We start from the raw sequence: 21,651 nt of genomic DNA, 5'->3' as shown, positions 1-21,651 counted from the left end.
AGAACACCGTCACGTCGAATCTATTCCCGGGATAGTGTGGCGAGCGCCGTCATGACTGATTCCACGAACGCCCCCGCCCCGCAGAGCGCGGCATCCGCCCCGCCGGCCGCGACCGGCAAGATCGGCGTACCCCGCCCCAAGCGCCGCGTGCCGTTCTGGGACAACGCGCGCTTCGCGTGCATCGTGCTCGTCGTCCTGGGCCACGCCTCGCAGCGCCTGATCTACGACTCCGACACGGCCCTCGGTCTGTATCTGCTGATCTACGCCTTCCACATGCCGGCGTTCGCGATCATCTCGGGCTACTTCTCGAAGTCGGACGCGCCGGGATCGCGTCAAATGGCCCGGGTGATCACCGACATCCTCGTGCCCTACGTGATCTTCGAGGCCCTCTGGACGCTCACGAAGTGGCTCGTCGAGGGCCAGGCGAACCCGAACCTGACGCAGCCGTCATGGACGCTGTGGTTCCTGCTCGCGCTCGGGATCTTCCGGCTGATCCTGCCGTACCTGGCTCTGCTGCGCTGGCCGCTGCTGTGGACCGTGCTGATCTCGATCGGCGCCGGCTACCTGCCGAACATCGACTCCACGCTGTCGCTGTCGCGCACGCTCGGACTGTTGCCGTTCTTCGCACTGGGGTGGTGGCTGCGCGACCGCGAGATCGTCGAGCGCCTGCGCCTCCTGCGCGATCGGCCGTGGTGGGTGTTCGCCGCCGCAGCGGCGGTGCTCGGCGGCGCCGGCGTGATCGCGTGGCTGTTCGCAGACGTGTGGCGCGAGATCGATCTGCGGCAGTGGCTGTTCTACGACCAGAACTACTCCTCGATCGGCGGGACCGAGTGGTGGGCCGGCGGCGTCCGACTGGCGCTCATGGCGATCGCCCTCGTGCTGTCGGCGGCGTTCTTCGCCCTGCTGCCGCGCCGCACGCACTGGTGGACGCACTTCGGCCAGTACACGATGTACGTCTACCTGCTGCACTCGTTCGTGCTGTATCCGTTCCGGGAATCCGGCGTCCTGCGCGATCTCGACCCCACCTGGTTCTGGCTCCCCGTCGTGATCATCGCCTCGGTGCTCATCGCCCTGGGGCTCGCCACCAAGCCTGTGCGGACGGTCTTCCGCCCGCTCGTCGAGCCGCGGCCGGGCTGGCTGTTCGCCGACGCGACGCTCGCGCGGCGCGAGGGCCGTCGCTCGGACCCGACCGGATCACGGCGCCCGCGCGAAGTGCCGCGCGCGCCGCGGCGCCCGGCCGATCCGCGGCAGAACGGCTGAGTCAGCCGAACAGACCCGCGCCGACGTACGAACCGGGCGCGGCCCCGGGAGGGACCGCCCACAGCCCCGAGCCGACGTGGCGCACGTACTCGTTCATCGCGTCGGTCGACAGGGCGCGCTGGATCGTGACGAACTGCTCGGGCGAGCGCTGGTACGACAGGAAGAACAACCCGGCATCCAGTCGGCCGAGATCGTTGTTGCCGTCCACGAAGTTGTAGCCACGACGCAGCAGGCGCACGCCGCCGTTCATGTCGGGATGCGCGAGGCGGACGTGACTGCGCGCCGGGATCACCGGCGCGCCGGCGGCGTCGACGGCCTGCAGATCGGGCTCGGTGAACTCGTCGCCGCCGGAGAGCGGAGCACCCGCACCCTTGTCACGCCCGACGATCGCGTCCTGCTCGGACAGGCGCACGCGATCCCACGTCTCGATCAGCATCGCGATCTTGCGGGCGACGAGGTACGAGCCGCCCGCCATCCACGCGGGCGAATCGGATGCCGCCACCCACACGTGCTCGGCGAGCGCCTCGCGATCGTCGGCCAGGATGTTCGCCGTGCCGTCCTTGTATCCGAAGAGGTTGCGCGGCGTCTGCTGTGCTGAGGTCGTGCGGGACGTCCGCCCGAAGCCCATCTGCGACCAGCGGATCTTCGCCCGGCCGAAAGCGATGCGGCTCAGATTGCGGATCGCGTGCACCGCGACCTGCGGATCGTCGGCGCACGCCTGGATGCACAGGTCGCCGCCGGAGGACTCGGGGTCCAGGTCGTCGCCGAGGAAGGCCGGCAGCTTCGTGAGGGACGCCGGTCGCTGCGCCCCGATGCCGTACCGGTCGACACCGTCGCTGTCGAACAGGGTCGGCCCGAAGCCGAACGTGATCGTGAGTCCGTTCGCGCCGAGGCCCAGGGCTTCGCCCGTGTCGTCCGGCGGCGCCTCGGGCGATCCGCCCACGGCGCCGGTGGCACTCACCTCGAGGCCGCGGGTCATGCGCGACGCGGCATACGACCAGTCCTGCAGAAGGGAGATGAGGTCGGCGCGATCGGTGCGCGCCATCATGTCGAACGCCGCGAAATGCATGTGGTCCTGCACCGGCGTGGTGATCCCCGCCTGATGTGCGCCGAAGAAGTCGTCGTCGGACCCGGCGTCCTCGGCGGCCTCCGCGCGCGCGATCGCCATCCCTCCGGCGATCCCGGCACTCGCGCCGACCGCGAGCCCGGCGGCGCCGGCGCCCACCAGCCCCAGGAGACCCCGCCGGCTCAGACCCTCGTCCTCCTCCGACACGTCAGTCCAGGACGGTGACGGTGAGCTGGGACAGCGGCTCGGCGAGCGCGTTGATCAGATCGGTGAACTCGCGCTTGTCGGCATCCGTCAGCGCGGAATAGCCGACGAATCCGCTCGCGAGCGAACCGTGGGCGGCGAGCGACGCCTCCAGTGCCGCATAGCCCGCGTCGATCTCGGCGACCAGTGCGGCACCGTCCTCGCCCTTGCCCGCCGCGAACTCCTCCACGAGCGAGAAGGCCATCTTCGACCCCTCCACGTTCGCCGCGAAATCCCAGAGGTCGGTCCCCGACCACCAGTCCTCCTCGCCGGAGATCTTGCCGGTCGCGACCTCGTCCAGCAGCGCGATCGCGCCGTTGCTGAGGCCCGCGACGCCCTGCGCGTCCAGCACCTCCTCGAACTGACCGGAGTGCACGTAGTCGTAGAGCTCGGCCACGTCCGCGATGAGCTGGTCACCGTATGCGGCGCGCTCCTGCGTCGTCGACGGCGCCCAGCCCTGCCACGCCGGGGTCTCGCCGTCGGCGTTGAGGGCATCCTGCGCCGGCACCCAGAGGTCCTTCTCGATGCGGTGGAACCCGGTCCACTCGAGGCCCTCGGCGACGGCATCCACTTCTCGGTAGTCGATGCGCGGGTCGAGGTCGCCCAGCGCCTCGGCGATGGGTTCGATGCGCTCGTAGTACGCCCGCACCTGCGGGTAGGCGGCACGGGCGGTCTCGTCGTCGCCGCGCTCGTACGCGGTGACGAACGCGTCGACCTGCGGCACGAGCTGGGAGACCTGGTCCTTCACGAAGGCGGCGTAGAGGTCGACGGCCTGCTGCTTCTGCTCGGCATCCGGCCCGTCGATCTGCACTTTCTCGCCCGACACCGTGAACGCCGCCCGACCGACGCCGTCGCCCACCATGCCGGGCTTGCACACCGTGACGTATTCCCCGGGCTGCGCGACGACGGTCAGGGTGCGCGAAGCGCCGGGGGCGATGTTCTCCGCCTCGCCGACGATGCGCAGCCCGTCGGAGGCGAGCAGGTAGAACTCGGTGACATCGGAGCCCGAGTTCGTCACCTCGAACGCGACGGTTCCGCTCGTCGCGGTCGCGGCCGAGACCTCGCAGGCGGTGTCCGAGGCGGACACGGCGAACGTGTCGGATGCCGCGGCCGGGGTCTTGGCGACGCATCCGGCGAGCACGCCGATCGTCAGCCCCGCGACGCCGACGACGCCGAGGATGCGGGAGGGGGTCATGCGGCTCCAAGCGGTAGGGAGGAGGTCGGAACGGATGCCGGCGTCGCGGCTTCGGGAGTCTGGTCGGCCTGCACCGGGGTGCGGCGGGGTCGAGCGCCGCGGACGAAGAACGTCCCGACGATCGCGACGTACAGCACCCAGGCGATCACCTGCAGCCAGGTCATCTGCGGCATGAAGCCGACGGCGGCCTGCAGGACCGCGGCGAGGGGCGATCCCGGGGCGATCTGCGCGGTGACGTCGAAAGCCCAGCCGAACGGGAAGCCGGCGAGGCCGACCGCGACGACGCCCGTCGCGGGGTCGGTCGGAGCGAGCGCCCCGAAGGGCCCGGGAAGCACGCCGCCCTCCTGGAGGTCATGCACCGCGTAGGCCAGGACGCCTGCGGCGACGATGATCAGGAAGGCGCCGGTCCACAGGAAGAAACGCCGCAGGTCGAGCCGGAGCATGCCGCGGGCGAGCAGCCAGCCGAGGACGACAGCGGTGAGGAGGCCGAGCAGGGCACCCAGGAGCGCGGCCGGGGCGTCTCCGAAAGACTGCACCATCGACCACAGCAGGAGCGTCGTCTCGATGCCTTCCCGGGCGACCGACACGAAACCGATCGCGACGAGGGCCCAGACGCTCCCGATCATGAGCGCGCGGTCGATGCCGCCTTCCAGAGTCGCCTTGAGCGTGCGGGCGGTCTTCTGCATCCAGAAGATCATCCACGTCACCATCGCCACGGCGACCAGGGAAAGGGTGCCGCCGATGATCTCCTGCGCCTCGAACGTCAGGGAGTAGGCGCCGAACGTGAGCACCGCCCCGATCGCGAGCGCGAGTGCCACAGCCAGACCGACGCCGCCCCACATGCGGGGCAGGATGTCGCGGCGGCCGATCCGGGTGACGTAGGCCACGAGGATGCCGATCACGAGGGCGGCCTCCAGGCCTTCGCGGAGGCCGATCAGGAATGTCGCGAGCACGTCGTTCTCGAATCGATGGGAGGGTTCGTGTGAGGTTAGGCAACCCTCACTTGCACCACGGTACTCGCCACCGCGGCGCCGGTCAAAGCGGCGGCGAAGGTAACGCGGAGCAACATTCCGCCCTCCGCGCGGGGAGCGTGCTTATCGTCGGTCCATGGCTGATGCGACGCTCCCGGTCCTGGATCTCTCCCGATTGGATGCCGGCCCCGAGGCCGCCGCCGGGTTCCGCGCGGACCTGCGCGCGGCGACGCACGACGTCGGCTTCTTCTACCTCACCGGCACCGGCGTTCCGCCTGAGCTCGAGGCGCGCCTGCACCGCGCCGCCCGCGACTTCTTCGCGCTCCCCGAGGCGGACAAGCTCGCGATCGAGAACGTCAACAGCCCGCACTTCCGCGGGTACACACGCATCGGCGGGGAACGCACGCAGGGCCGCGTGGACTGGCGCGAGCAGATCGACATCGGTCCCGAGCGCGCGGCCCTGGACCCCGAGACCTCGCCGGACTACGCGCGCCTGATCGGGCCGAACCTGTGGCCGCAAGCTCAGCCGGAGCTGCGCGAGGTCGTCTCCGAGTGGCATGATCACCTCTCGGGCGTCGCCCGCAAGCTGCTGCGCGCCTGGGCCCTCGCGCTCGGGGCCGAAGAGTCGTACTTCGACGAGCACTTCGGCGAACCGTCGACGCTGATCAAGATCGTCCGCTACCCCGGGAAGGACGACCCCACTCCGCAGCAGGGCGTCGGCGCCCATAAGGACTCCGGGGTCCTCACGCTGCTGTGGGTCGAGCCCGGCAAGGGCGGCCTGCAGGTCCAGCGCGACGGCGAGTGGGTGGACGCGCCCGCCGTACCGGGCGCGTTCGTGGTCAACATCGGAGAACTGCTCGAGTACGCGACCCAGGGATACCTGATCGCGACGAACCACCGGGTGATCTCCCCCACCTACCCCGAGGACCGCATCTCGGTGCCGTTCTTCTTCAACCCGGCACTGGATGCGCGCTTGCCGATCATCGAGCTGCCGGCCGAGCTCGCCGCCGAAGCGCGCGGCGTCACCCAGGACCCGGCGAACCCCATTCACGCCCTGTACGGCGAGAACGCGCTCAAGTCGCGCCTGCGCGCGCACCCCGACGTGGCGGCGATCCACCACGCGGACCTCGTGGCTCGAGCCGGCGCCTGAGGCGCATCCCGCTCGGCGCGAACTCGCGGCACGCGGAACGGCTCCCGGCCCGCGTCGCGACACGGGCCGGGAGCTCGAGCACGGGCCGCGACGAGGCGCGACCGGCCGGCGTCAGCCGATCAGCTTGGCCTTCGCCGCCGCGAACTCCTCGTCGCTGAGGATGCCGGCATCCTTCAGCGATGCGAGCTTCTGCAGCTCGGCGACGAGGTCGGTGCCGCCGGCCCGCGCCGCGGCGGGCGCGGGCGCGGCCTGGGCTGCGTACTGCGCCGCCGCCGCCTGAGCGGCCGCGTCGATCTGCGCCTGCTGCTGCGCGGCCTCGTACTGCTGCTGCTCGTACTGGCCCTGGGCCTTCTGCTGCTGGTGACGTGCGACGCTGCCGCTCACGGCGGTCGCGGTGCCGGCGACCACGGCGGTGCGCGCGGCCATCCCGATCAGACCGGGGCGTCCCATTCGACGTAGGGGCATTTCCTTCTCCTTCTCTCTGGCCGCTCACGGCGGCGGTCGGTGGTTTTGGGGTGGTCAGCGCGGCGTGACGGGCGGCGGCGCCCATCCGCCTTCGAGGACGACGGATCGCGGTGAGTACAGCCGCATGAAGATGCGCACCGGGCCGTCCGGCGTGGGGAGCCAGTTCGCCTGGGCCGCTCCCCCGGGGTCGGTCGGTCCGTAGAAGATGTCCAGCGAACCGTCCTCGTTGTACGTCAGGGGGTCACGGTCGCCGAGCGCGAAACGGTCCAGCGGATTCGGGAACGGGAATCCGCTGGCGTCGTAGACGGTCGTGGACCAGAACGCCCGGACGGGCGGCAGCTGATCCTTCGCGAAGTGCTGCACGTAGTCCTTGCCGCCGACGATCGCCTGTCCCTCGGCATCCGCCACGACGATCGGGTAGACGGCATCCTCTGCGGGATTCGCGCCCAGTCCCACCATCGTCACGATCGCGCGCTTGAGGTAGTAGTTGCCGTAGACGCCCATCGTGTCGGTGTTGATGCTCCATCCGTTCTCGATGCGGGCCAGCTCGTTCAGACGCCGCACCTGCAGCGCGAGGGCGTCCTTCGCGCCGGCCTCCAGCGCCTCGCGCGCCCGATCGTCCCAAACCGATGCGTCGAAGGGCTCTCCGGGCACGATCCCGAGCCGCGCGAGTCGCGCGACGATCGAGAAGTCCGTCGGATGCGGCGGGTACTGCGCGAGAAGTCGTGCGGCGTAGGCGAAGTACTCCACCGCCGGCATCCTGTTGACGGTGTCCAACGGAGCGATCGACAGGTCGACGGATGCCGGTGCCACGGGCGGTCGGACGGCCGTCGACAGCGCGGAGCCGTCCAACGCCGTCAGCTGCAGCGCGTCCTGGAAGGCGTGGACGGCCTCGTAATCCGCCGGCCCGTTCGTCTGCGTGCGCCCGATCAGCCAGAGCACCGATGTCGGGGCCTGGATCACCGTGGCATCGCCAGGCACCTCGCCCTCCCACCCCGGTGGCACGATCACGAACACACCGGCGCCGTTGCCGGTGGTCCGCGTGCCCGGCACCGCGAACGCATCCGTCCACATGTCCAGGAAGGGCAGCAGGTAGTAGCGGTCACCGGCATCGGGGACCGTCAGCCGCGCCGGGCCGCCCGACAGGTCGAGCCAGAGCGACGAGTACAGCGTGTCGAAGTTCGGCGCCACCACGCTGTGGAAGTCCGCGGGCGGGAACGCGCGGACGTGGGCGAACGTGTTCGGCAGGCTCCGCCCGAGCGCACCTTCCTCGATGTGAGTGAGCTGCATCCGACTCACGTCCATGGTCACGAGCGGGTAGAAGTACGAGTACGCGTCCTCGGCGAGCGCGTGGATCTCCGTCGGCGCCAGTCCTGTCATTCATCTCTCCCGGCATCCAGAGGGTTCACGGAGACGACTTCGATGTGCAGATCGTCGAAGGCGCCCAACAACCCGAGAAGCTGCGGCTGATCGCGGATGTCGCCGACGACCCGGGTCAGACCGTCGCCGGTCGACTCGACGACGAAGCCCTCCAGCGCCGAGCTCAGTTCGGGACCCATGACACCTCGGACGACCACCTCGAACATCTGCGGCGTCATGCGGCGTCTCCTCTGCTGGGGCCGAGCGGCGCCCCCTGTCATACTGGTGGCCGGGGGCAGCCCTTCCGTCATCCCCCCGGGGTGATTCCCCCCGACCGGATGAGCCGAGCAGAGGATGATCAGCCCACCTCCCCCGCCGCCGCACGCCGTCGACCGCCCCGCTCTTCGCGCGCGGCTGGACGATGCGCTGGGTTCCCCGTTGACGCTCCTGGTCGCGCCCGCCGGCGCCGGCAAGACGGTGCTGCTGTCGCAGTGGGCGCTCTCGAGGCCGGACCTGCGCTTCCTGTGGCTGGAAGCAGGTCGCGCCGACGATGACCCGGCCAGATTCCTGCGCCGGCTGCTGCGGGGACTCGGCACGATCGACCCGGCCGCGGCCGAGCTCGCTCCGCTGCTGACGATCGGCGGCGGCGGACTCGGCGCGCCGCTGCTGGCGGCCCTCGTCGAGCTGCTCGCCGAGCGTCCCGGCAACGTGCTCATCTTCGACGATCTGCAGCTGCTGACCAATCGGGCACTCCTCGCGGACCTCTGGTGGCTCGCCGATCATGTTCCGACAGGGACGCACCTGGTGTTCTCATCCCGCGTCGACCTGCGCCTGGCCTGGAGCCGGCACCGCCTGCGCTACGCGCTGCTGGAACTCCGCCAGGCCGAGCTCGCTTTCGACGCGGACGTCGCCGCCGAAGTCCTCCGTCGGATCACCGGCGACGCCGTGTCGGCGGCGACCGTCGAATCCATCATGGAACGCACCGAGGGCTGGCCCGCGGGGGTCCAGCTGTCGGCGATCGGCTTGCGCGACCACGTCGACGGAGAGCAGTTCGCGCAGCGCCTGGCCGGGACCGATCGCCTGATCGCCGAGTACCTCAGCGAAGAGGTGCTGGAGGCGCAGTCCGACGAGCGGAGGATGACGCTTCTGCGCATGTCGGCCCTGGAGACGATCTCGGCACCGCTCGTGGAGTCCACGCTCGGTGTCACCGGAGCGGCCGAGCTGTTCGCCGAACTGCAGGACGACTCGATGTTCCTCGTTCCGCTCGACGACGACGATGACTTGTTCCGCTTCCACCATCTCTTCCGGGATCTGCTGCGCTATCGGCTTCGCGCGGCGCTCCCCGGAGAGGAGCAGCGGATCCTCGCCTCCGCCGCCGAGTGGTACGTCGCGAACGGCGACATCCCGAACGCGATCGAGACCTACCTTCGGGCCCACTCGTGGGATGCCGCGCTGGACCTCCTGCTGAAGACCGGGCGCGAGGCCTACGAGCGGGTGCGCACCGCCCCGGTCGCACGATGGCTGGCCACGATTCCCGAGTCCGTCCGTCACCGGAGGGCCGAAGCGGAAGTGCTGTACGGGATCGTGCTCGGAATGAGCGGAGACTCCGCTCACGCCGAGGACGTCCTGCGGACGCTGTCGATCGCCCCGGACCTCGACCCCGGCCTGGCCGTCATCGTCCACGCGTACCTGGCTGCCCGCGTGCAGTTCAGACCCCAGGTCTCCGTCTCACTCGAAGACGCCCGCGTCGCGCTGCGACTCCTGGACGAGCACCGGGACACGACGATCCCCGACCTCCTCGGACTGACCAGCCGCGGTCTGCTGCACACGATGGTCCTGGTCGCCCGCGGACGTGCCCATCTGCTGGCGGGTCAGTGGCCGGACAGCCGAAACTGGCTGACCCGCGGGCTCGAGTCGCCGGGTGGGCAGTACTCCGTGTACCGCGTGCACACGCTCGGCTCCCTCGCGTTGCTGGAGGCGCTGAGCGGACGGCTGGATCGCGCCCAGGAGCTCGCCGACGAAGCGCTCGAACTGGCGCGCGACCGCGAACTTCTCGTGCATCCCGCGCCGGCCGACGCCTACCTGGCGCTCGCTCTCATCGCGGTGCTCCGCGGCACTCCCGACCGCGGGTCCCTCGCTCTGCACGAGGGGGCGATGCGCGCGGCATCCAATCAGCGCACGCAGCTCATGTGGGTCGCGCACCTGGGCGCGGTGCTCATCGGCGCTGCCGACCTGCAGGAGTCCGTCCCACCCCCTGCCGTCGCGGCGCCCCCGATCGTGCGCGCCGGCCTGGAGGCGGCCGCGCTGCGCGACAAGCGCTTGAGCGAGGGCGTCGCCGACGCGACGCCGCGGGCGACCCCGGATCTCCCGCTTCCCGGGCCGTTGCTGTTCGAAGTCATCGCCTGCGCCCTGTCCAAGAAGGACGCCCCGGCTGCGCGGGCGCTCCTGACGGCGGATTCCTTCGCACAGGACGAGCCGATCGATCGGATCCAGCGTGATGTGCTCGCGGCCTGGTTGGCGCACGTCGAAGGCCGCGGCGCCGAATCGCGGCAACGGATCGCGCGCGCCCTGGAACGCGCCGCGGAGCAGCGCATCGTCTCCGTGTTCGTGTGGGCGGGGCCCGAAGTGATGCGCCTCGTGGAGTCGTTGCCGGGGACTCCGACGCCGTTTCGAACCGAAGTCATCCGCGCCATGCGGGCGAAGCTGCGCTCGAGCACGGCTCAAGAGCTCCCCGAACCGCTCACGGATCGCGAGCGCGAGCTGCTGACGTACCTGCCCACGCGTCTGACGAACGCCGAACTGGCGGCGCATTTCTTCGTCTCGGTCAACACGATCAAGACGCACATGGCGCACATCTACCGCAAGCTCGACGCCCCCAACCGCAGCGCAGCGGTCACGCGGGCGACCGACCTCGGGCTGCTGTGAGATCCGGGCGAAGCGAAAGGCCGCCCCGACACCGGGACGGCCTTTCGAAGAAGTGCGATATACGCGGGGCGCGCGATCAGCGGCGAAGCCCCAGGCGCTCGATCAGCGAGCGGTAACGCGCGATGTCGATGTCCTGGAGGTAGCCGAGCAGACGGCGGCGCTGGCCGACGAGCAGGAACAGCCCACGACGCGAGTGGTGGTCGTGCTTGTGCTCCTTGAGGTGCTCGGTGAGGTCCTTGATGCGCTGCGTCAGCATCGCGACCTGCACCTCGGGGGATCCGGTGTCACCGGGGTGCGTCGCGTACTCTTCGATGATCGCCTTCTTGACGTCTGCTTCGAGTGCCATAGATGGGATCCCCTTCCTTCTCATTGCGCGGTGCCCGTCGCCTGTTGCGCGAGCTCTCTTCATCCGCGGCCGATCGAACGGCAACCTGAAGAGTCTACCAGCAGCCCGTCCGCGCAGCGGACCGGGCGCGTCCGACCGGGATAACCTCGAAGGATGCCCGGACTGAAGCGTCATCACTTCATCGACCTCAGTCCCTTTCGGGCGAGCCCCGCGTTCGCCCGTCTCTGGATCGGGTCGACGCTGTCCGGTCTGGGCGGTCAGCTGACGATCGTCGCCGTCATGCTCCACGTGTACGCCCTGACCGGGGACACGTTCGCCGTCTCGATGATCGCGGTCGCGGGCCTGCTCCCGATGATCGCGGCGGGCTTGTACGGCGGGATGCTGGCAGACGCGTTCGACCGGAGGATCGTCGCCCTGATCGCCGCGACCGTGACGTTCGTCTCCACCCTGCTGCTCGCCGTGCTCGCGTGGGGCGGCCTGGAATCCGTCGCCTGGCTCTACGTGCTCAGCGTCGTCAACGCGGCGGCGAACTCCGTCGTACTGGCGACGAAGTCGGCGATCACCCCGCGCCTGCTCCCCCGCGACCTGCTGCCCGCGGCGGCCGCGCTCCAGGGCATCACCGTCGGGATCATGGTCATGGCAGGTCCCGCCCTGGCCGGCATCCTCGTGGCGTTCACCGGTTACGCGTGGACCTACACGATCGACGTCGTCCTCATGCTTTCGCTCTTCCTGGGCCTGTGGACTCTGCCTGCGCTCCGACCGGAAGGTGTCACGGTGCGACCGGGACTGGAGTCCCTGCGCGACGGGATGCGCTTCCTGAAGAGTGCGTCCAACATCCGCCTGCAGTACGTGCTCGACATCATCGCGATGACCTTCGGTCAGCCGATCGCCCTGTTCCCGGCGATCGGGGTGCTGGTCCTCGGCGGTGGCCCGGTCACGACCGGCGTGCTCACCGCGGCGATCGCGCTCGGCGCGTTCCTGTCGAGCCTGTTCTCCGGACCCGTGGGCCGTGTCCGCCGGCACGGCGTCGGCATCGAGCGGGCCATCCTCGTCTACGGTGCCGCGATCGGCCTCTTCGGCGCGGTGCTGCTCGCCGCCGCCGCCGGATGGTTCGCGCCGCCGGGCGGTGCCGACGCGGATGCGGTGAACGTCCCCCTGCTCGTCGCCGCGATCCTCGCCCTCGCCGTCGCCGGCGCGGCGGACAACGTGAGTGCGATCTTCCGGTCGACGATGATGCAGTCCGCTGTGCCCGATGCCGTGCGCGGGCGCCTCCAGGGCATCTTCATCGTCGTGGTGGCCGGCGGCCCGCGCGTGGGCGCGCTGTACGCGGGGGTGCTCGCCACCGCCACCGCACTGTGGGTGCCGCCGCTGCTCGGCGGCTTCGTGATCATCGGGCTCGTCGCGATCCTGGTGCGACTGAGTCCCCGCTTCCGCGCGTACGACGCCCTCCACCCGGTGCCCTGACCGCGTGGGACCGCCGTCCATCGGAGGATTTCGGACGTCGCATCCGTGGCCCATGTCGTGCGTCCGGGGGCGGGGTTAGAGTCGCCGCGTGTCCACTCCCCGCGCGATCGCCCCACCCGCATTCACCGAGCGCCCTGTGCGCGGGCAGGGCTGGATCGTTGTGCAGTTCATCCTCACCGGTGTCATCTGGGGCTCGAGCTTCCTGTTCATGAAGGTCGCGCTGGGCGGCCTCTCGCCCGCGCAGGTCGCGTGGTCCCGCCTGATCCTGGGCGGGCTGACCCTCGGGCTGTTCGTCGCCCTGAGTCGAGAGCGTCTTCCGCGTCGTCTTCGCGTGTGGGGTCACATGACCGTGCTCGCGGTGTCGTTCTGCGTCGTGCCGTTCCTGCTGTTCTCCTGGGCGCAGCAGCACGTCACCTCGGGACTCGCGAGCATCTACAACGCGACCACGCCGATCATGACCGCTGTGATGGCCGGGCTCCTTTTCCGGGTCGAGAAGCTCAAGCCGGTGCAGATCCTCGGCATCGTGGTCGGCATCCTCGGGGTCATGGTGATCATCGCGCCGTGGCAGGGCCTCGATCTGGACCAGAGCCTCGTCGCGCAGCTGGCGATCCTCGGCGCCACGGCGTGCTACGGCTTCAGCCTGGCCTACATGCGGCGGTTCGTCTCGAACACCGGGATGAGCGCCCTGATGTTCTCGTTCCTGAACATCGGCATCGCCGCAGCGATCATGGCGGCCCTGACCCCGGCGATCGCGCAGACGCCGGTCGCGCTGGATCCGTGGATCATCGGGAGCGTCCTTCTGCTCGGATGCCTCGGCACCGGCGTGGCCTACATCTGGAATCAGAACACGCTGCGGGCGTGGGGACCGACCCGCGCGTCGACCGTCACCTACATCACCCCGATCGTGGGTGTGGCGTTGGGCATCGTCGTCCTCGGCGAGGCGATCACATGGAACGAACCCGTCGGTGCGGTCGTCGTGTTCCTCGGGATCCTGCTCGCCCAGGACCGGCTGCGTCGACGCCGCGCGGCCGCGCACTGAGACGACGATGGGGGGATGCCGCAGCATCCCCCCATAGTGTGCGAACGGCTCAGGCCTGGTAGGCGCCCTGCAGGTCGAGCGTGATCGTGACGTCCTTGCCGACGAGCACCCCACCGGTCTCCAGAGCGGCGTTCCAGGTCAGCCCGAAGTCCTCGCGGTTGATGACGGTCTTGGCCGTCGCACCGGCCTTGTAGTTGCCCCAGGGGTCGCTGCCGAAGCCGCCGAAGTCGAACTCGAACGTGACGGGCTTGGTCACGCCCTTGATCGTGAGGTCGCCGTCCACGAGCATCTCGCCGTCCTCGATGCGCACGCCGGTGGAGACGAAGTCGATCGACGGGTAGGTCTCGACGTCGAAGAAGTCGGCCGAGCGCAGGTGCTGGTCGCGGCCCTCGTCCTTCGTGTCGAGCGACGCGGCGTCCACGTGCGCCTCCACCTTGGCCTCGAGCGGGTTCTCCGGGGCGATGAGCGTGGCACTCTTCACCGCGAAGTGGCCGCGCACCTTCGAGATCATCATGTGCCGGACGGTGAACCCGACCTCGCTGTGGCTGGGGTCCAGGATCCAGGTGCCGGCGCGGTAACCGGGGATCTCGAGGGCGGTGGTGGTGGTGTCGGTCATGACTCTCCTGTGTTGTGCGGGCCGGGATGTCCCGAGCTCGAGTGGTGCCGGCAGCGCGGCGCGTCTCCTCCTCCAACCGAGGGCTCGCCGAATCCATTCCCATGAATGGAAAAAGACCCGGATGCCGATGCATCCGGGTCTTCTGGGGTGTCGGACTCAGCCGACGGCGATGAGGTCGATCACGAAGATGAGCGTCTTCCCACCCAGGAAGTGTCCGCCGGCCGGACCGTAGGCGAGGTGCGGCGGGATCACGAGTTCACGGCGTCCGCCGACCTTCATTCCGGGGATGCCGTCCTGCCAGCCCTGGATGAGGCCGCGGAGCGGGAACTGGATGCTCTCCCCGCGATTCCAGGAGGAGTCGAACTCCTCGCCGGACTCGTACTCGACGCCGGCGTAGTGGACGGTGACGGTGTCGCCGGCCTTGGCCTCAGCGCCGTCGCCGACGATGAGGTCGCGGATGACGAGTTCGTCGGGGGCGGGGCCCTGCGGGGCGTCGATCTCGGGCTTGGTACGGTCATCAGTCATGAGACCATCCAACCCGAGTGCTCTCCTGCGGTCAAAGCGCAGCCTCGAACCAGGGCGATCGCCGGGCTGATCCTTGACACCGGACCCCCGGGCGCGCCAGTCTGGACGCAGGCCAACTCAGCGCCCGGATGTCACGCAGGCCTTGCCGCGGACCCGGGCGCTGAGTCTTGTCACCGGCGTCCTCAGAGCGCGAACATCTGCGCGCGAGTGGCCGCCGTCCGGGTGAGCAGAACGTGCTCGTCCTCCCGCGCGTTCGGATCCCGCCCGGTGATGGCGCGCTGGCGCGCCGCGGCGAGCGCCGTGGCGTCGGCGATGAACTGCTTCATCAGGGGCGTACGGTCACCCCGCAACGTCCGCGCCCATGCGAGCGCCGCCTTCCGGCCGGAACCGGTCGCCAGCATGTCCACCTCCTGCGGGGTGAACCATCCGGCGGCGGCGTAATCTCCGAGCCGCGATCGCGTGAGTCGGGCCTCTTCGCGACGCAACGCGACGATCCCGAGGATGAAGCCCACGAACAGCGGAACCTGCAAGGTCAGGTAGAGCCCGAAGAAGTCCCCGAAGACGGCGGAGCCGTTCCAGAGCGCGTGCAACATCATCGCGCCCATCATGCCGAGGACCCAGGGGCCGACGGCGCGGCCGGCACGTGCTCCGCGGCGCGCGGCCAGCCCCAGGGCGAACCCGGTGATGCTCGTGAACATCACGTGGGCGAACGGCGACAGGATGCCGCGGACGAAGAAGGTCGCGGACGCATCGGCGACGCCGCCCTCGATGAAGCTCACCGCGAAATACTGGATGTTCTCGGTGAAGGCGAACCCGGCCCCCACGAGGGCCCCGTAGACGATCCCGTCCACCGGTCCGTCGAACGCGCGCCGGGCTGTGACGAAGATGAGGTAGACGCCGAGGCCCTTCGCGAACTCTTCCACGATGGGCGCCTGCACGACCGCCGAGAAGGCATCCGCCATCGGGGAGTCCTCCACCCCGAGCACGAGACTCAGGGCGAGGTCGACGCCGAGGGTGATGCCGACGGCAACGACCGCGCCCCATGCGACAGCGAGGATGAGGAGACCACGCGGCTCGGGCTCCCATCGGTCGACGAGCCGAACGGCCACGAGGACACCGGCGAGCGGGATGAGCGCGAGCACCATGCCGATCAGCGACGCGGCCGGACCGATCGCGGTGAGGAAGTACCCCACGAGCGCGACCAGGAGCAGCACGATGATCCCGACGATCCAGATCGGGGCGGTCCGTCCCGCCCGGGGAGTGACCGGGACGGCGGCAGGCGAGACGGGGGCGGCGGCGATCTGAGCCCCGTGCGACACGCGTGGCTGCGCGAGCGCCGAGGCGAACACGGGCGGGGTCAGAGTCGGGCGCGGAGACGGATCGGGCCCGTCCGGGCGCGCCGGGTCAAACGTCATGCGGACAGCCTAGGGGCGACGTGGGGCGAGAGCGCAGGCGCCGGCGGGCCGGTAGCGTGGAAGGATGCGCTTCGCCCACGTCATCCCGCCCGGGTCCGAGGATGCGCGGCTCGCGCTGGTTCAGGACGAGGTGGCGATCCTCGTCGAGGACATGTGGCCCGGCGCTCCGCGCTTCCTCGAAGAACTGATCGCGGGCGGCGACGAACTCCTCGAGCGGGTGCGCTCTGCCGCGCCGGACGCCGCCGTGCGGCATCCGCTCGACGCTCTGTCGTACGCCTCGGCGGTGCTCACTCCCCCCGTGATCCTCGCGATCGGGCTCAACTACGCCGCGCACTCCAGCGAACTCGGACTCAAGACCGATTCGACCCCGACGGTGTTCGTGCTGTGGCCGAACTCCCTGTCCGCGCACGATGCCACGACGACGTGGCCGCGGGTGCTGAGCGAGTCGGTGGACTACGAGGCCGAACTCGGTGTCATCATCGGCTCGCCGGCGAAGGACGTCGCCCCCGAGGACGCGCTGTCCCACGTGTGGGGGTACACCGTCGTCAACGACATCACCGCCCGGGACATCCAATACTCCGAGGCGCAGTGGTCACGGTGCAAGTCCTTCGACGGGTTCACCCCCACCGGACCGTTCGTCGTCACCGCCGACGAGATCCCCGATCCGCAGGATCTGCACATCTGGACCGAGCTCGACGGCGTCCTGCTGCAGGACGCTTCGACCGGGCAGATGGTGCGTCCGGTGTCGACGCTCATCTCGCACCTCTCGCGCTCGGCCACCCTGCTGCCGGGGACGCTGATCTCCACCGGCAGTCCGGGAGGCGCCGGCTACTCGCGGGACCCGCAGGTCTTCCTCCGCGACCGCTCGACCGTGACGGTCGGGATCGACGGGATCGGCGCCCTGACCACGCACTGCCGCATTCTGGACTGAAACGCGCGAAACCCCACCGCAGGTTCAGCGGCGGGGTTTCGTCGGGTCGCGGTCAGGGGTTCAGCGTGTTGCAGTCCACGGTCACGCCCTGCACGGTGACGGTACCGGAGTACCCGACCGCCTCGCACGCCTGGATGGCGTCCGTGCCGACTCCGGCGACGGCGATGATCCCGCCGATCACGACGATCGCGACGATGATCCCGATCACGGTCAGCACGGCTCCGACGATGATCGCCGCGACCGCGAAGCCGTTCTTGTACCCGGCCTTCTTGCTCTGCACGAGCGCCACGATGCCCAGGATCAGACCGATGACGTTGAAGAAGATCGCCACCACGAGCGCGACGATGCCCAGGGTCTTGCCGGGCACGGGAGCTCCGGGCGCGGGCGCGCCGGCCGGAGCGGCCGGAGCGGACGAGTACGCCGGCGCGGCAGGCGGCGGGTTGTAGGCGGGCGGGACGTCGGGGTTCTGCGGATCGGTCATGATCAAGGTCCTCTCAAACGGAAGCGGTGCGCTTCGAAGCTAGCGCGCCACACCATGACCTGTCACCGACCGACACACCCCAGGCTCAGTGGTCCGTCGGGATGGACCCCGTCTCCGCCGCACCGGCGCGCACGATCGGGATCGCGGCCGTGATCGTCTCCAGCCCCGACAGACGTGCCGGGGAGAGCTGCTTGATCACCTCTTCGCGCGACATCAGGCCCGCTTCGACGACGAGATCGGCGACGTTGCGGCCCGTCAGCAGCGCCGTCTTGGCGAGCGCTGCGGCGGCGGCGTAGCCGATGAAGGGGGTCAGTGCGGTGATCACTCCGACGGAGGCGCCCACCATCGCGCCGAGGCGCTCGGTGTTGGCGGTGATGCCGTCGACGCAGTTCACGCGCAGGGTGTGCATCCCGCGGCGCATCCAGGTGATCGACTGGAACAGCGAGTGGGCGATCACGGGTTCGAACGCATTCAGCTGGAGCTGGCCCGCCTCGACCGCCATCGTCACGGTGAGGTCCGCGCCCGCGACGGCGAACGCGACCTGGTTCACGACCTCGGGGATCACCGGGTTGACCTTGCCGGGCATGATGCTCGAGCCCGCCTGGCGGGGCGGCAGGTTGATCTCGCCGAAGCCGGCCTGCGGGCCGGAGGAGAGCAGCCGCAAGTCGTTGCAGATCTTCGAGAGCTTGATCGCGTTGCGCTTGAGCGTGGAGGAGAAGGACATGAACGCGCCGGTGTCGCTCGTGGATTCGACGAGGTCGGTCGCGGTGTCCAGATCCAGGCCGGTGATCTCCCGCAGGTGGTGCAGCACGGACCGCCCGTAGTCGGGGTGGGTGGTGATCCCCGTCCCGATCGCGGTGGCCCCCATGTTGATCTCGCAGAGCAGGTAGGCGTTCTCCTTCAACCGGCTGTGGTCCTCGCCCAGCGTCGTGGCGAACCCGTTGAACTCCTGCCCGAGGGTCATCGGCACGGCATCCTGCAGCTGGGTGCGCCCGACCTTGAGGATGTCGTGGAACTCAACCGCCTTCGCGAGGAACGCGCGGCGGAGGAGATCGAGCTCGTCCAGGAGGCTCCGCAAGTCGAGCCCCAGCCCGACCTTGATCGCGGTGGGGTACACGTCGTTCGTCGACTGGCTGCGGTTCGTGTCGTCGATCGGCGACAGGAAGGCGTAATCGCCCTTCTCCCTGCCCGCGAGTTCGAGCGCGATGTTGGTGATGACCTCGTTCGCGTTCATGTTCGTCGAAGTGCCGGCGCCGCCCTGGATCACTCCGACGATGAACTCGTCGTGATACTGGCCGTCGATCACGAGCTGTGCGGCGCGGTCGATCAGGTCGGCCTTGAACGGGTCGAGCGTCCCGATGTCGCGGTTGGCGCGCGCCGAGGCCTGCTTGACCATCGCGAGCCCGCGGACGAGGTCCTTGTAGACGGAGATCGGCCGCTTGGAGATCGGGAAGTTCTCCAGCGCGCGCGCGGTGTGGATCCCCCAATACGCGTCTGCGGGGATCTCCATGGATCCGAGGGAGTCGGTTTCGATGCGCGTGCGCGTCATTGCGTCCAGAGCCATGTGTGGGGTCCTCGTGGGTCGGTCACGGCGATGTGAAGGGATGCTTCGAGGTTACCCGGGTGCCTTCGTCCGGCATCCGTACGTCACGGACAACAACCTCGGAGTGACTGTACGACGCGGCGAAGTCAGCGGCCGGGCTTGCGGGAGAACGCCTCGAGCCGCTCGGCCGGGGTGAGCGCGGCCATCGTCCGCACCCATTCCGCCGAGAAGAAGTCTCCTGTCGTCGCTTCCACCACCGGGACGACGGAGTGGGTGATCGTGTCGTCGTACACGTGCACGAGATGGAACGACTGCCCGGCATCCATCCCGTTGACCTCCGCGGCGGGGCGCGCGAGATCCATCGTGTAGCACGTGGCCGCGGAGACGCTCACCGGGATGCCGGCGAATGTGCCGCTGGTCGAGTAATGGAGGTGTCCGGCCAGGATCGCCCGCACGTCGGTGCCGGCGATCGCCCGAGCCAGTCGCGGCTGGTCGCGCAGCTCGAGGATGTCGAACAGCGGGACGTGCGACGGGAGCGGAGGGTGGTGCATCGCCAGAATCGTGCCGAGCGGCGCCGGGATGGCGAGCACACCCTGCAACCACGTCAGCTGTGCGTCGTCGAGGTCGCCGTGGTGCCAACCCGGAACCGTCGTGTCGAGGACGATCAGGCGAAGCCCGTCCAGGTCGTGGACGGCCGTGACGGGCTCTTCGGTTGCCTCGAGACCGAGAAGCTCTGCGCGCAGCGCGGGCCGCTCATCGTGATTGCCGGCGACCCACACGATCGGCGCGCCGATGCGGGCGGCGACGGGTTCGACGCTCGCGCGCAACGCCCGGTACGCCTCGGGCTCGCCGAGATCGGTCAGGTCGCCCGTGAAGACGATCGCGTCGGGACGGATGCCGAGCGCCTCCACCGCATCCAGAGTGCGGCGGAGATTGGCCGCCGTGTCGAATCGTCCGCCGAGCCGAACATCGCCGCCGAGCAGATGCGTATCGCTCACGTGCAGGATCGTCCGTCGCGCGGGCGGGTACTGGCCGAACTGCGCGGCTGCGGCATCCGTCATGGCGTCAGCCTACGCGCGGTGCCCGACGCCGCTCAGTGGTTGAAGACGATGAGCAGAAGTCCGCCGAGGACCGCGAGACCGCACAGCCCGAAGGACAGGTACGCGCCGATCGCCGCGATCTGCCGCTCCGCCGGTGTCAGCGGGTTCTTCTTCGCCGCCTTCGCCGCCGCCTTCGCCGCCCGCTTCTGCTCCTTCTCGGTCACGACCGTGATGGCGTCGGTGAACTCCGCGGGCGCGACGACGGGGACGCGACCTGCGCGCACCAGGAGCCTCAGACCGAGCGAGTAGAAGCCGACGACGAGCACGGTCGCGAGAAGCGCCGCGAGGAAGACCTGGACGAAGGCGAACCAGTCGATGGAGATGCTCACTTCGCCTCCTCCTTCTGACGACGCTCCGCGGCCCTCTGCGCGGCGCGCTGGCGACGCGTGGGCGGAGGGTTGTGGGTGACGTTGACCGCGGTTCCGGACTCGGCGACCTCGCTCATCGCGTTCGCCGCGGTGACGGCGTTGCGGCGCGAGAGCAGGTAGATGCCGAGGATCACGACGACCGCGAAGATCGCGTCGATCAGGATGCCGACCCCGCCGAGCCATGCCGCCATGAACGCCATGACACCGCCGACGGCACCCGCCGCAGGGAGGGTGAACAGCCAGCCGACCATGATGCGCCCCGCGGTCCGCCAGCGGACGGTGGAGCCGCGCCGCCCGAGACCCGAGCCGATCACGGAACCGGAGGCGACCTGTGTGGTCGACAGGGCGAAGCCGAGTGCGCTCGAGGCCAGGATGGTCGATGCCGTCGACGTCTCGGCCGAGAAGCCCTGCGCCGGCTTGACGTCGGTGAGCCCCTTGCCGAGCGTGCGGATGATGCGCCAGCCGCCCATGTAGGTGCCCAGCGCGATCGTGATGCCGCACGCGAGGATGACCCACAGCTGCGGCTCGGTCTGAGCACCGCTCTGCCAGCCCGCGATGATGAGCGTGAGCGTGATGACGCCCATCGTCTTCTGCGCGTCGTTCGTGCCGTGCGCGAGCGCGACGAGGGACGACGTGAAGATCTGGCCCCAGCGGAATCCGTCGCGACCATCGGGCTTGGTGTCGTATCGACGCGTGACGGCGTAGGCGATACGGGTCGCGGTGAACGCGATGAGCCCCGCCGTGAGCGGCGCGAGGACCGCAGGGAGGATCACTTTGCTGAGCACGACGCTGTAATCGATTGCCATCCAGCCCGCGCCGACGATCGTCGCCCCGATCAGACCGCCGAAGAGGGCGTGCGACGAACTGGACGGAAGCCCCAGCAGCCACGTGAACATGTTCCAGGTGATCGCGCCGATCAGGCCCGCGAAGATGAGCGGCAGGAACGCGTTCGGATTTATCTGGTCTTCGCGGATGATGCCGTGCGAGATCGTCTGGGACACCTCGGTCGACAGGAACGCCCCGACGAGGTTCAGGATCGCCGCGAGCAGCACGGCGATCTTGGGCTTGAGGGCTCCGGTCGCGATCGGCGTCGCCATCGCGTTGGCCGTGTCGTGGAAGCCGTTGGTGAAATCGAAGAAGAGGGCCAGCACGATGACCAGCACGACGATCAGGGTTGCGGTCTCCACCG

21 protein-coding genes are annotated in these 21,651 nt (G+C 69.5%); 6 read left to right on the top strand and 15 right to left on the bottom strand.

The features are described from left to right. Positions 1–51 precede the first annotated feature (51 nt). The gene (locus ABD197_RS06665; RefSeq protein ID WP_344052848.1) at positions 52–1,260 is read left to right on the top strand and encodes an acyltransferase family protein; all 1,209 of its coding nucleotides are present in this window, start codon (positions 52–54) and stop codon (positions 1,258–1,260) included. A 1-nt stretch (position 1,261) separates the two neighbouring features. On the opposite strand, the gene efeB is transcribed toward ABD197_RS06665, so the two are convergent. The 3 genes from efeB to efeU are packed head-to-tail and all read right to left on the bottom strand — an operon-like array spanning position 1,262 to position 4,717. After that, the gene (efeB, locus tag ABD197_RS06660; RefSeq protein WP_344052847.1) at positions 1,262–2,533 is read right to left on the bottom strand and encodes an iron uptake transporter deferrochelatase/peroxidase subunit; all 1,272 of its coding nucleotides are present in this window, start codon (positions 2,531–2,533) and stop codon (positions 1,262–1,264) included. A 1-nt stretch (position 2,534) separates the two neighbouring features. Beyond that, the gene (efeO, locus tag ABD197_RS06655; RefSeq protein ID WP_344052846.1) at positions 2,535–3,764 is read right to left on the bottom strand and encodes an iron uptake system protein EfeO; all 1,230 of its coding nucleotides are present in this window, start codon (positions 3,762–3,764) and stop codon (positions 2,535–2,537) included. Further along, entirely contained in the window at positions 3,761–4,717 is a 957-nt protein-coding gene (gene efeU / locus ABD197_RS06650) for an iron uptake transporter permease EfeU (RefSeq protein ID WP_344052845.1), read from the bottom strand. The genes efeO and efeU overlap by 4 nt, the downstream gene beginning before the upstream one ends. Before the next feature lie 154 nt (positions 4,718–4,871). Between efeU and ABD197_RS06645 the strand changes: the two genes are divergently transcribed. After that, the gene (locus ABD197_RS06645) at positions 4,872–5,885 is read left to right on the top strand and encodes an isopenicillin N synthase family dioxygenase (RefSeq protein WP_344052844.1); all 1,014 of its coding nucleotides are present in this window, start codon (positions 4,872–4,874) and stop codon (positions 5,883–5,885) included. A gap of 111 nt (positions 5,886–5,996) precedes the next feature. Here ABD197_RS06645 and ABD197_RS06640 read toward each other — a convergent pair whose 3' ends face one another. From ABD197_RS06640 to ABD197_RS06630, 3 genes are read right to left on the bottom strand one after another with little or no spacing between them, the layout of a single operon-like run. Next, entirely contained in the window at positions 5,997–6,350 is a 354-nt protein-coding gene (locus ABD197_RS06640) for an SHOCT domain-containing protein (protein WP_344052842.1), read from the bottom strand. Between the two features lie 54 nt (positions 6,351–6,404). Beyond that, complete coding sequence (locus ABD197_RS06635) at positions 6,405–7,730, bottom strand: DUF1254 domain-containing protein (RefSeq protein WP_344052840.1); 1,326 nt, start codon at positions 7,728–7,730, stop codon at positions 6,405–6,407. Continuing rightward, entirely contained in the window at positions 7,727–7,948 is a 222-nt protein-coding gene (locus ABD197_RS06630) for a hypothetical protein (RefSeq protein WP_344052838.1), read from the bottom strand. Before ABD197_RS06630 ends, ABD197_RS06635 begins: the two co-directional genes overlap by 4 nt. A 115-nt stretch (positions 7,949–8,063) precedes the next feature. On the opposite strand from ABD197_RS06630, the gene ABD197_RS06625 reads away from it, so the two are divergent. After that, a complete protein-coding gene (locus ABD197_RS06625; RefSeq protein WP_344052837.1) occupies positions 8,064–10,634 on the top strand; it encodes a winged helix-turn-helix domain-containing protein in 2,571 nt (856 codons plus the stop codon). 76 nt (positions 10,635–10,710) lie between these two features. Here ABD197_RS06625 and rpsO read toward each other — a convergent pair whose 3' ends face one another. Continuing rightward, complete coding sequence (rpsO, locus tag ABD197_RS06620; protein ID WP_017830938.1) at positions 10,711–10,980, bottom strand: 30S ribosomal protein S15; 270 nt, start codon at positions 10,978–10,980, stop codon at positions 10,711–10,713. 153 nt (positions 10,981–11,133) lie between these two features. Here rpsO and ABD197_RS06615 point away from each other — a divergent pair, with 153 nt between their 5' ends. Both ABD197_RS06615 and ABD197_RS06610 read left to right on the top strand, forming a co-directional pair. After that, a complete protein-coding gene (locus ABD197_RS06615; protein ID WP_344052835.1) occupies positions 11,134–12,444 on the top strand; it encodes an MFS transporter in 1,311 nt (436 codons plus the stop codon). Positions 12,445–12,532: 88 nt separating this feature from the next. Further along, entirely contained in the window at positions 12,533–13,483 is a 951-nt protein-coding gene (locus ABD197_RS06610; protein WP_425561003.1) for a DMT family transporter, read from the top strand. A gap of 49 nt (positions 13,484–13,532) precedes the next feature. On the opposite strand, the gene ABD197_RS06605 is transcribed toward ABD197_RS06610, so the two are convergent. From ABD197_RS06605 to ABD197_RS06595, 3 genes are all read right to left on the bottom strand, one after another. Beyond that, entirely contained in the window at positions 13,533–14,099 is a 567-nt protein-coding gene (locus ABD197_RS06605) for a YceI family protein (RefSeq protein WP_344052833.1), read from the bottom strand. A gap of 156 nt (positions 14,100–14,255) precedes the next feature. Further along, positions 14,256–14,624: an FKBP-type peptidyl-prolyl cis-trans isomerase gene (locus tag ABD197_RS06600; protein ID WP_344052831.1), complete on the bottom strand. Its 369-nt coding sequence runs from the start codon at positions 14,622–14,624 to the stop codon at positions 14,256–14,258. Between the two features lie 182 nt (positions 14,625–14,806). Beyond that, positions 14,807–16,039, bottom strand: a complete 1,233-nt coding sequence (locus ABD197_RS06595; protein ID WP_344052829.1) for a PrsW family intramembrane metalloprotease — start codon at positions 16,037–16,039, stop codon at positions 14,807–14,809. Positions 16,040–16,103: 64 nt separating this feature from the next. Here ABD197_RS06595 and ABD197_RS06590 point away from each other — a divergent pair, with 64 nt between their 5' ends. Then, on the top strand, positions 16,104–16,970 hold the full coding sequence (locus ABD197_RS06590) for a fumarylacetoacetate hydrolase family protein (RefSeq protein ID WP_344052827.1): 867 nt from the start codon (positions 16,104–16,106) through the stop codon (positions 16,968–16,970). A 52-nt stretch (positions 16,971–17,022) separates the two neighbouring features. On the opposite strand, the gene ABD197_RS06585 is transcribed toward ABD197_RS06590, so the two are convergent. The 5 genes from ABD197_RS06585 to ABD197_RS06565 form a co-directional block, all read right to left on the bottom strand. Further along, positions 17,023–17,451 (bottom strand): DUF4190 domain-containing protein, encoded by a 429-nt coding sequence (locus ABD197_RS06585; protein WP_344052825.1) that lies wholly within the window; start codon positions 17,449–17,451, stop codon positions 17,023–17,025. Positions 17,452–17,536: 85 nt separating this feature from the next. After that, positions 17,537–19,015 (bottom strand): aspartate ammonia-lyase, encoded by a 1,479-nt coding sequence (locus ABD197_RS06580; protein WP_344052822.1) that lies wholly within the window; start codon positions 19,013–19,015, stop codon positions 17,537–17,539. 125 nt (positions 19,016–19,140) lie between these two features. Further along, positions 19,141–20,055 carry a phosphodiesterase gene (locus ABD197_RS06575; RefSeq protein WP_344052820.1) on the bottom strand — a complete coding sequence of 305 codons (915 nt, stop codon included), beginning with the start codon at positions 20,053–20,055 and terminating at the stop codon, positions 19,141–19,143. Positions 20,056–20,087: 32 nt separating this feature from the next. Further along, on the bottom strand, positions 20,088–20,423 hold the full coding sequence (locus ABD197_RS06570; protein ID WP_344052818.1) for a peptidase: 336 nt from the start codon (positions 20,421–20,423) through the stop codon (positions 20,088–20,090). Beyond that, on the bottom strand, positions 20,420–21,649 hold the full coding sequence (locus ABD197_RS06565; RefSeq protein WP_344052816.1) for an inorganic phosphate transporter: 1,230 nt from the start codon (positions 21,647–21,649) through the stop codon (positions 20,420–20,422). The genes ABD197_RS06570 and ABD197_RS06565 overlap by 4 nt, the downstream gene beginning before the upstream one ends. Between the last annotated feature and the right edge of the window lie 2 nt (positions 21,650–21,651).

The sequence above is a fragment of the Microbacterium lacus genome, from assembly GCF_039531105.1.
In the GTDB taxonomy this organism is placed as follows: Bacteria; Actinomycetota; Actinomycetes; order Actinomycetales; family Microbacteriaceae; genus Microbacterium; species Microbacterium lacus.
The sequence above is the reverse complement of the archived record's forward strand: the minus strand, read 5'-3'. Positions and strand labels throughout refer to the sequence as shown.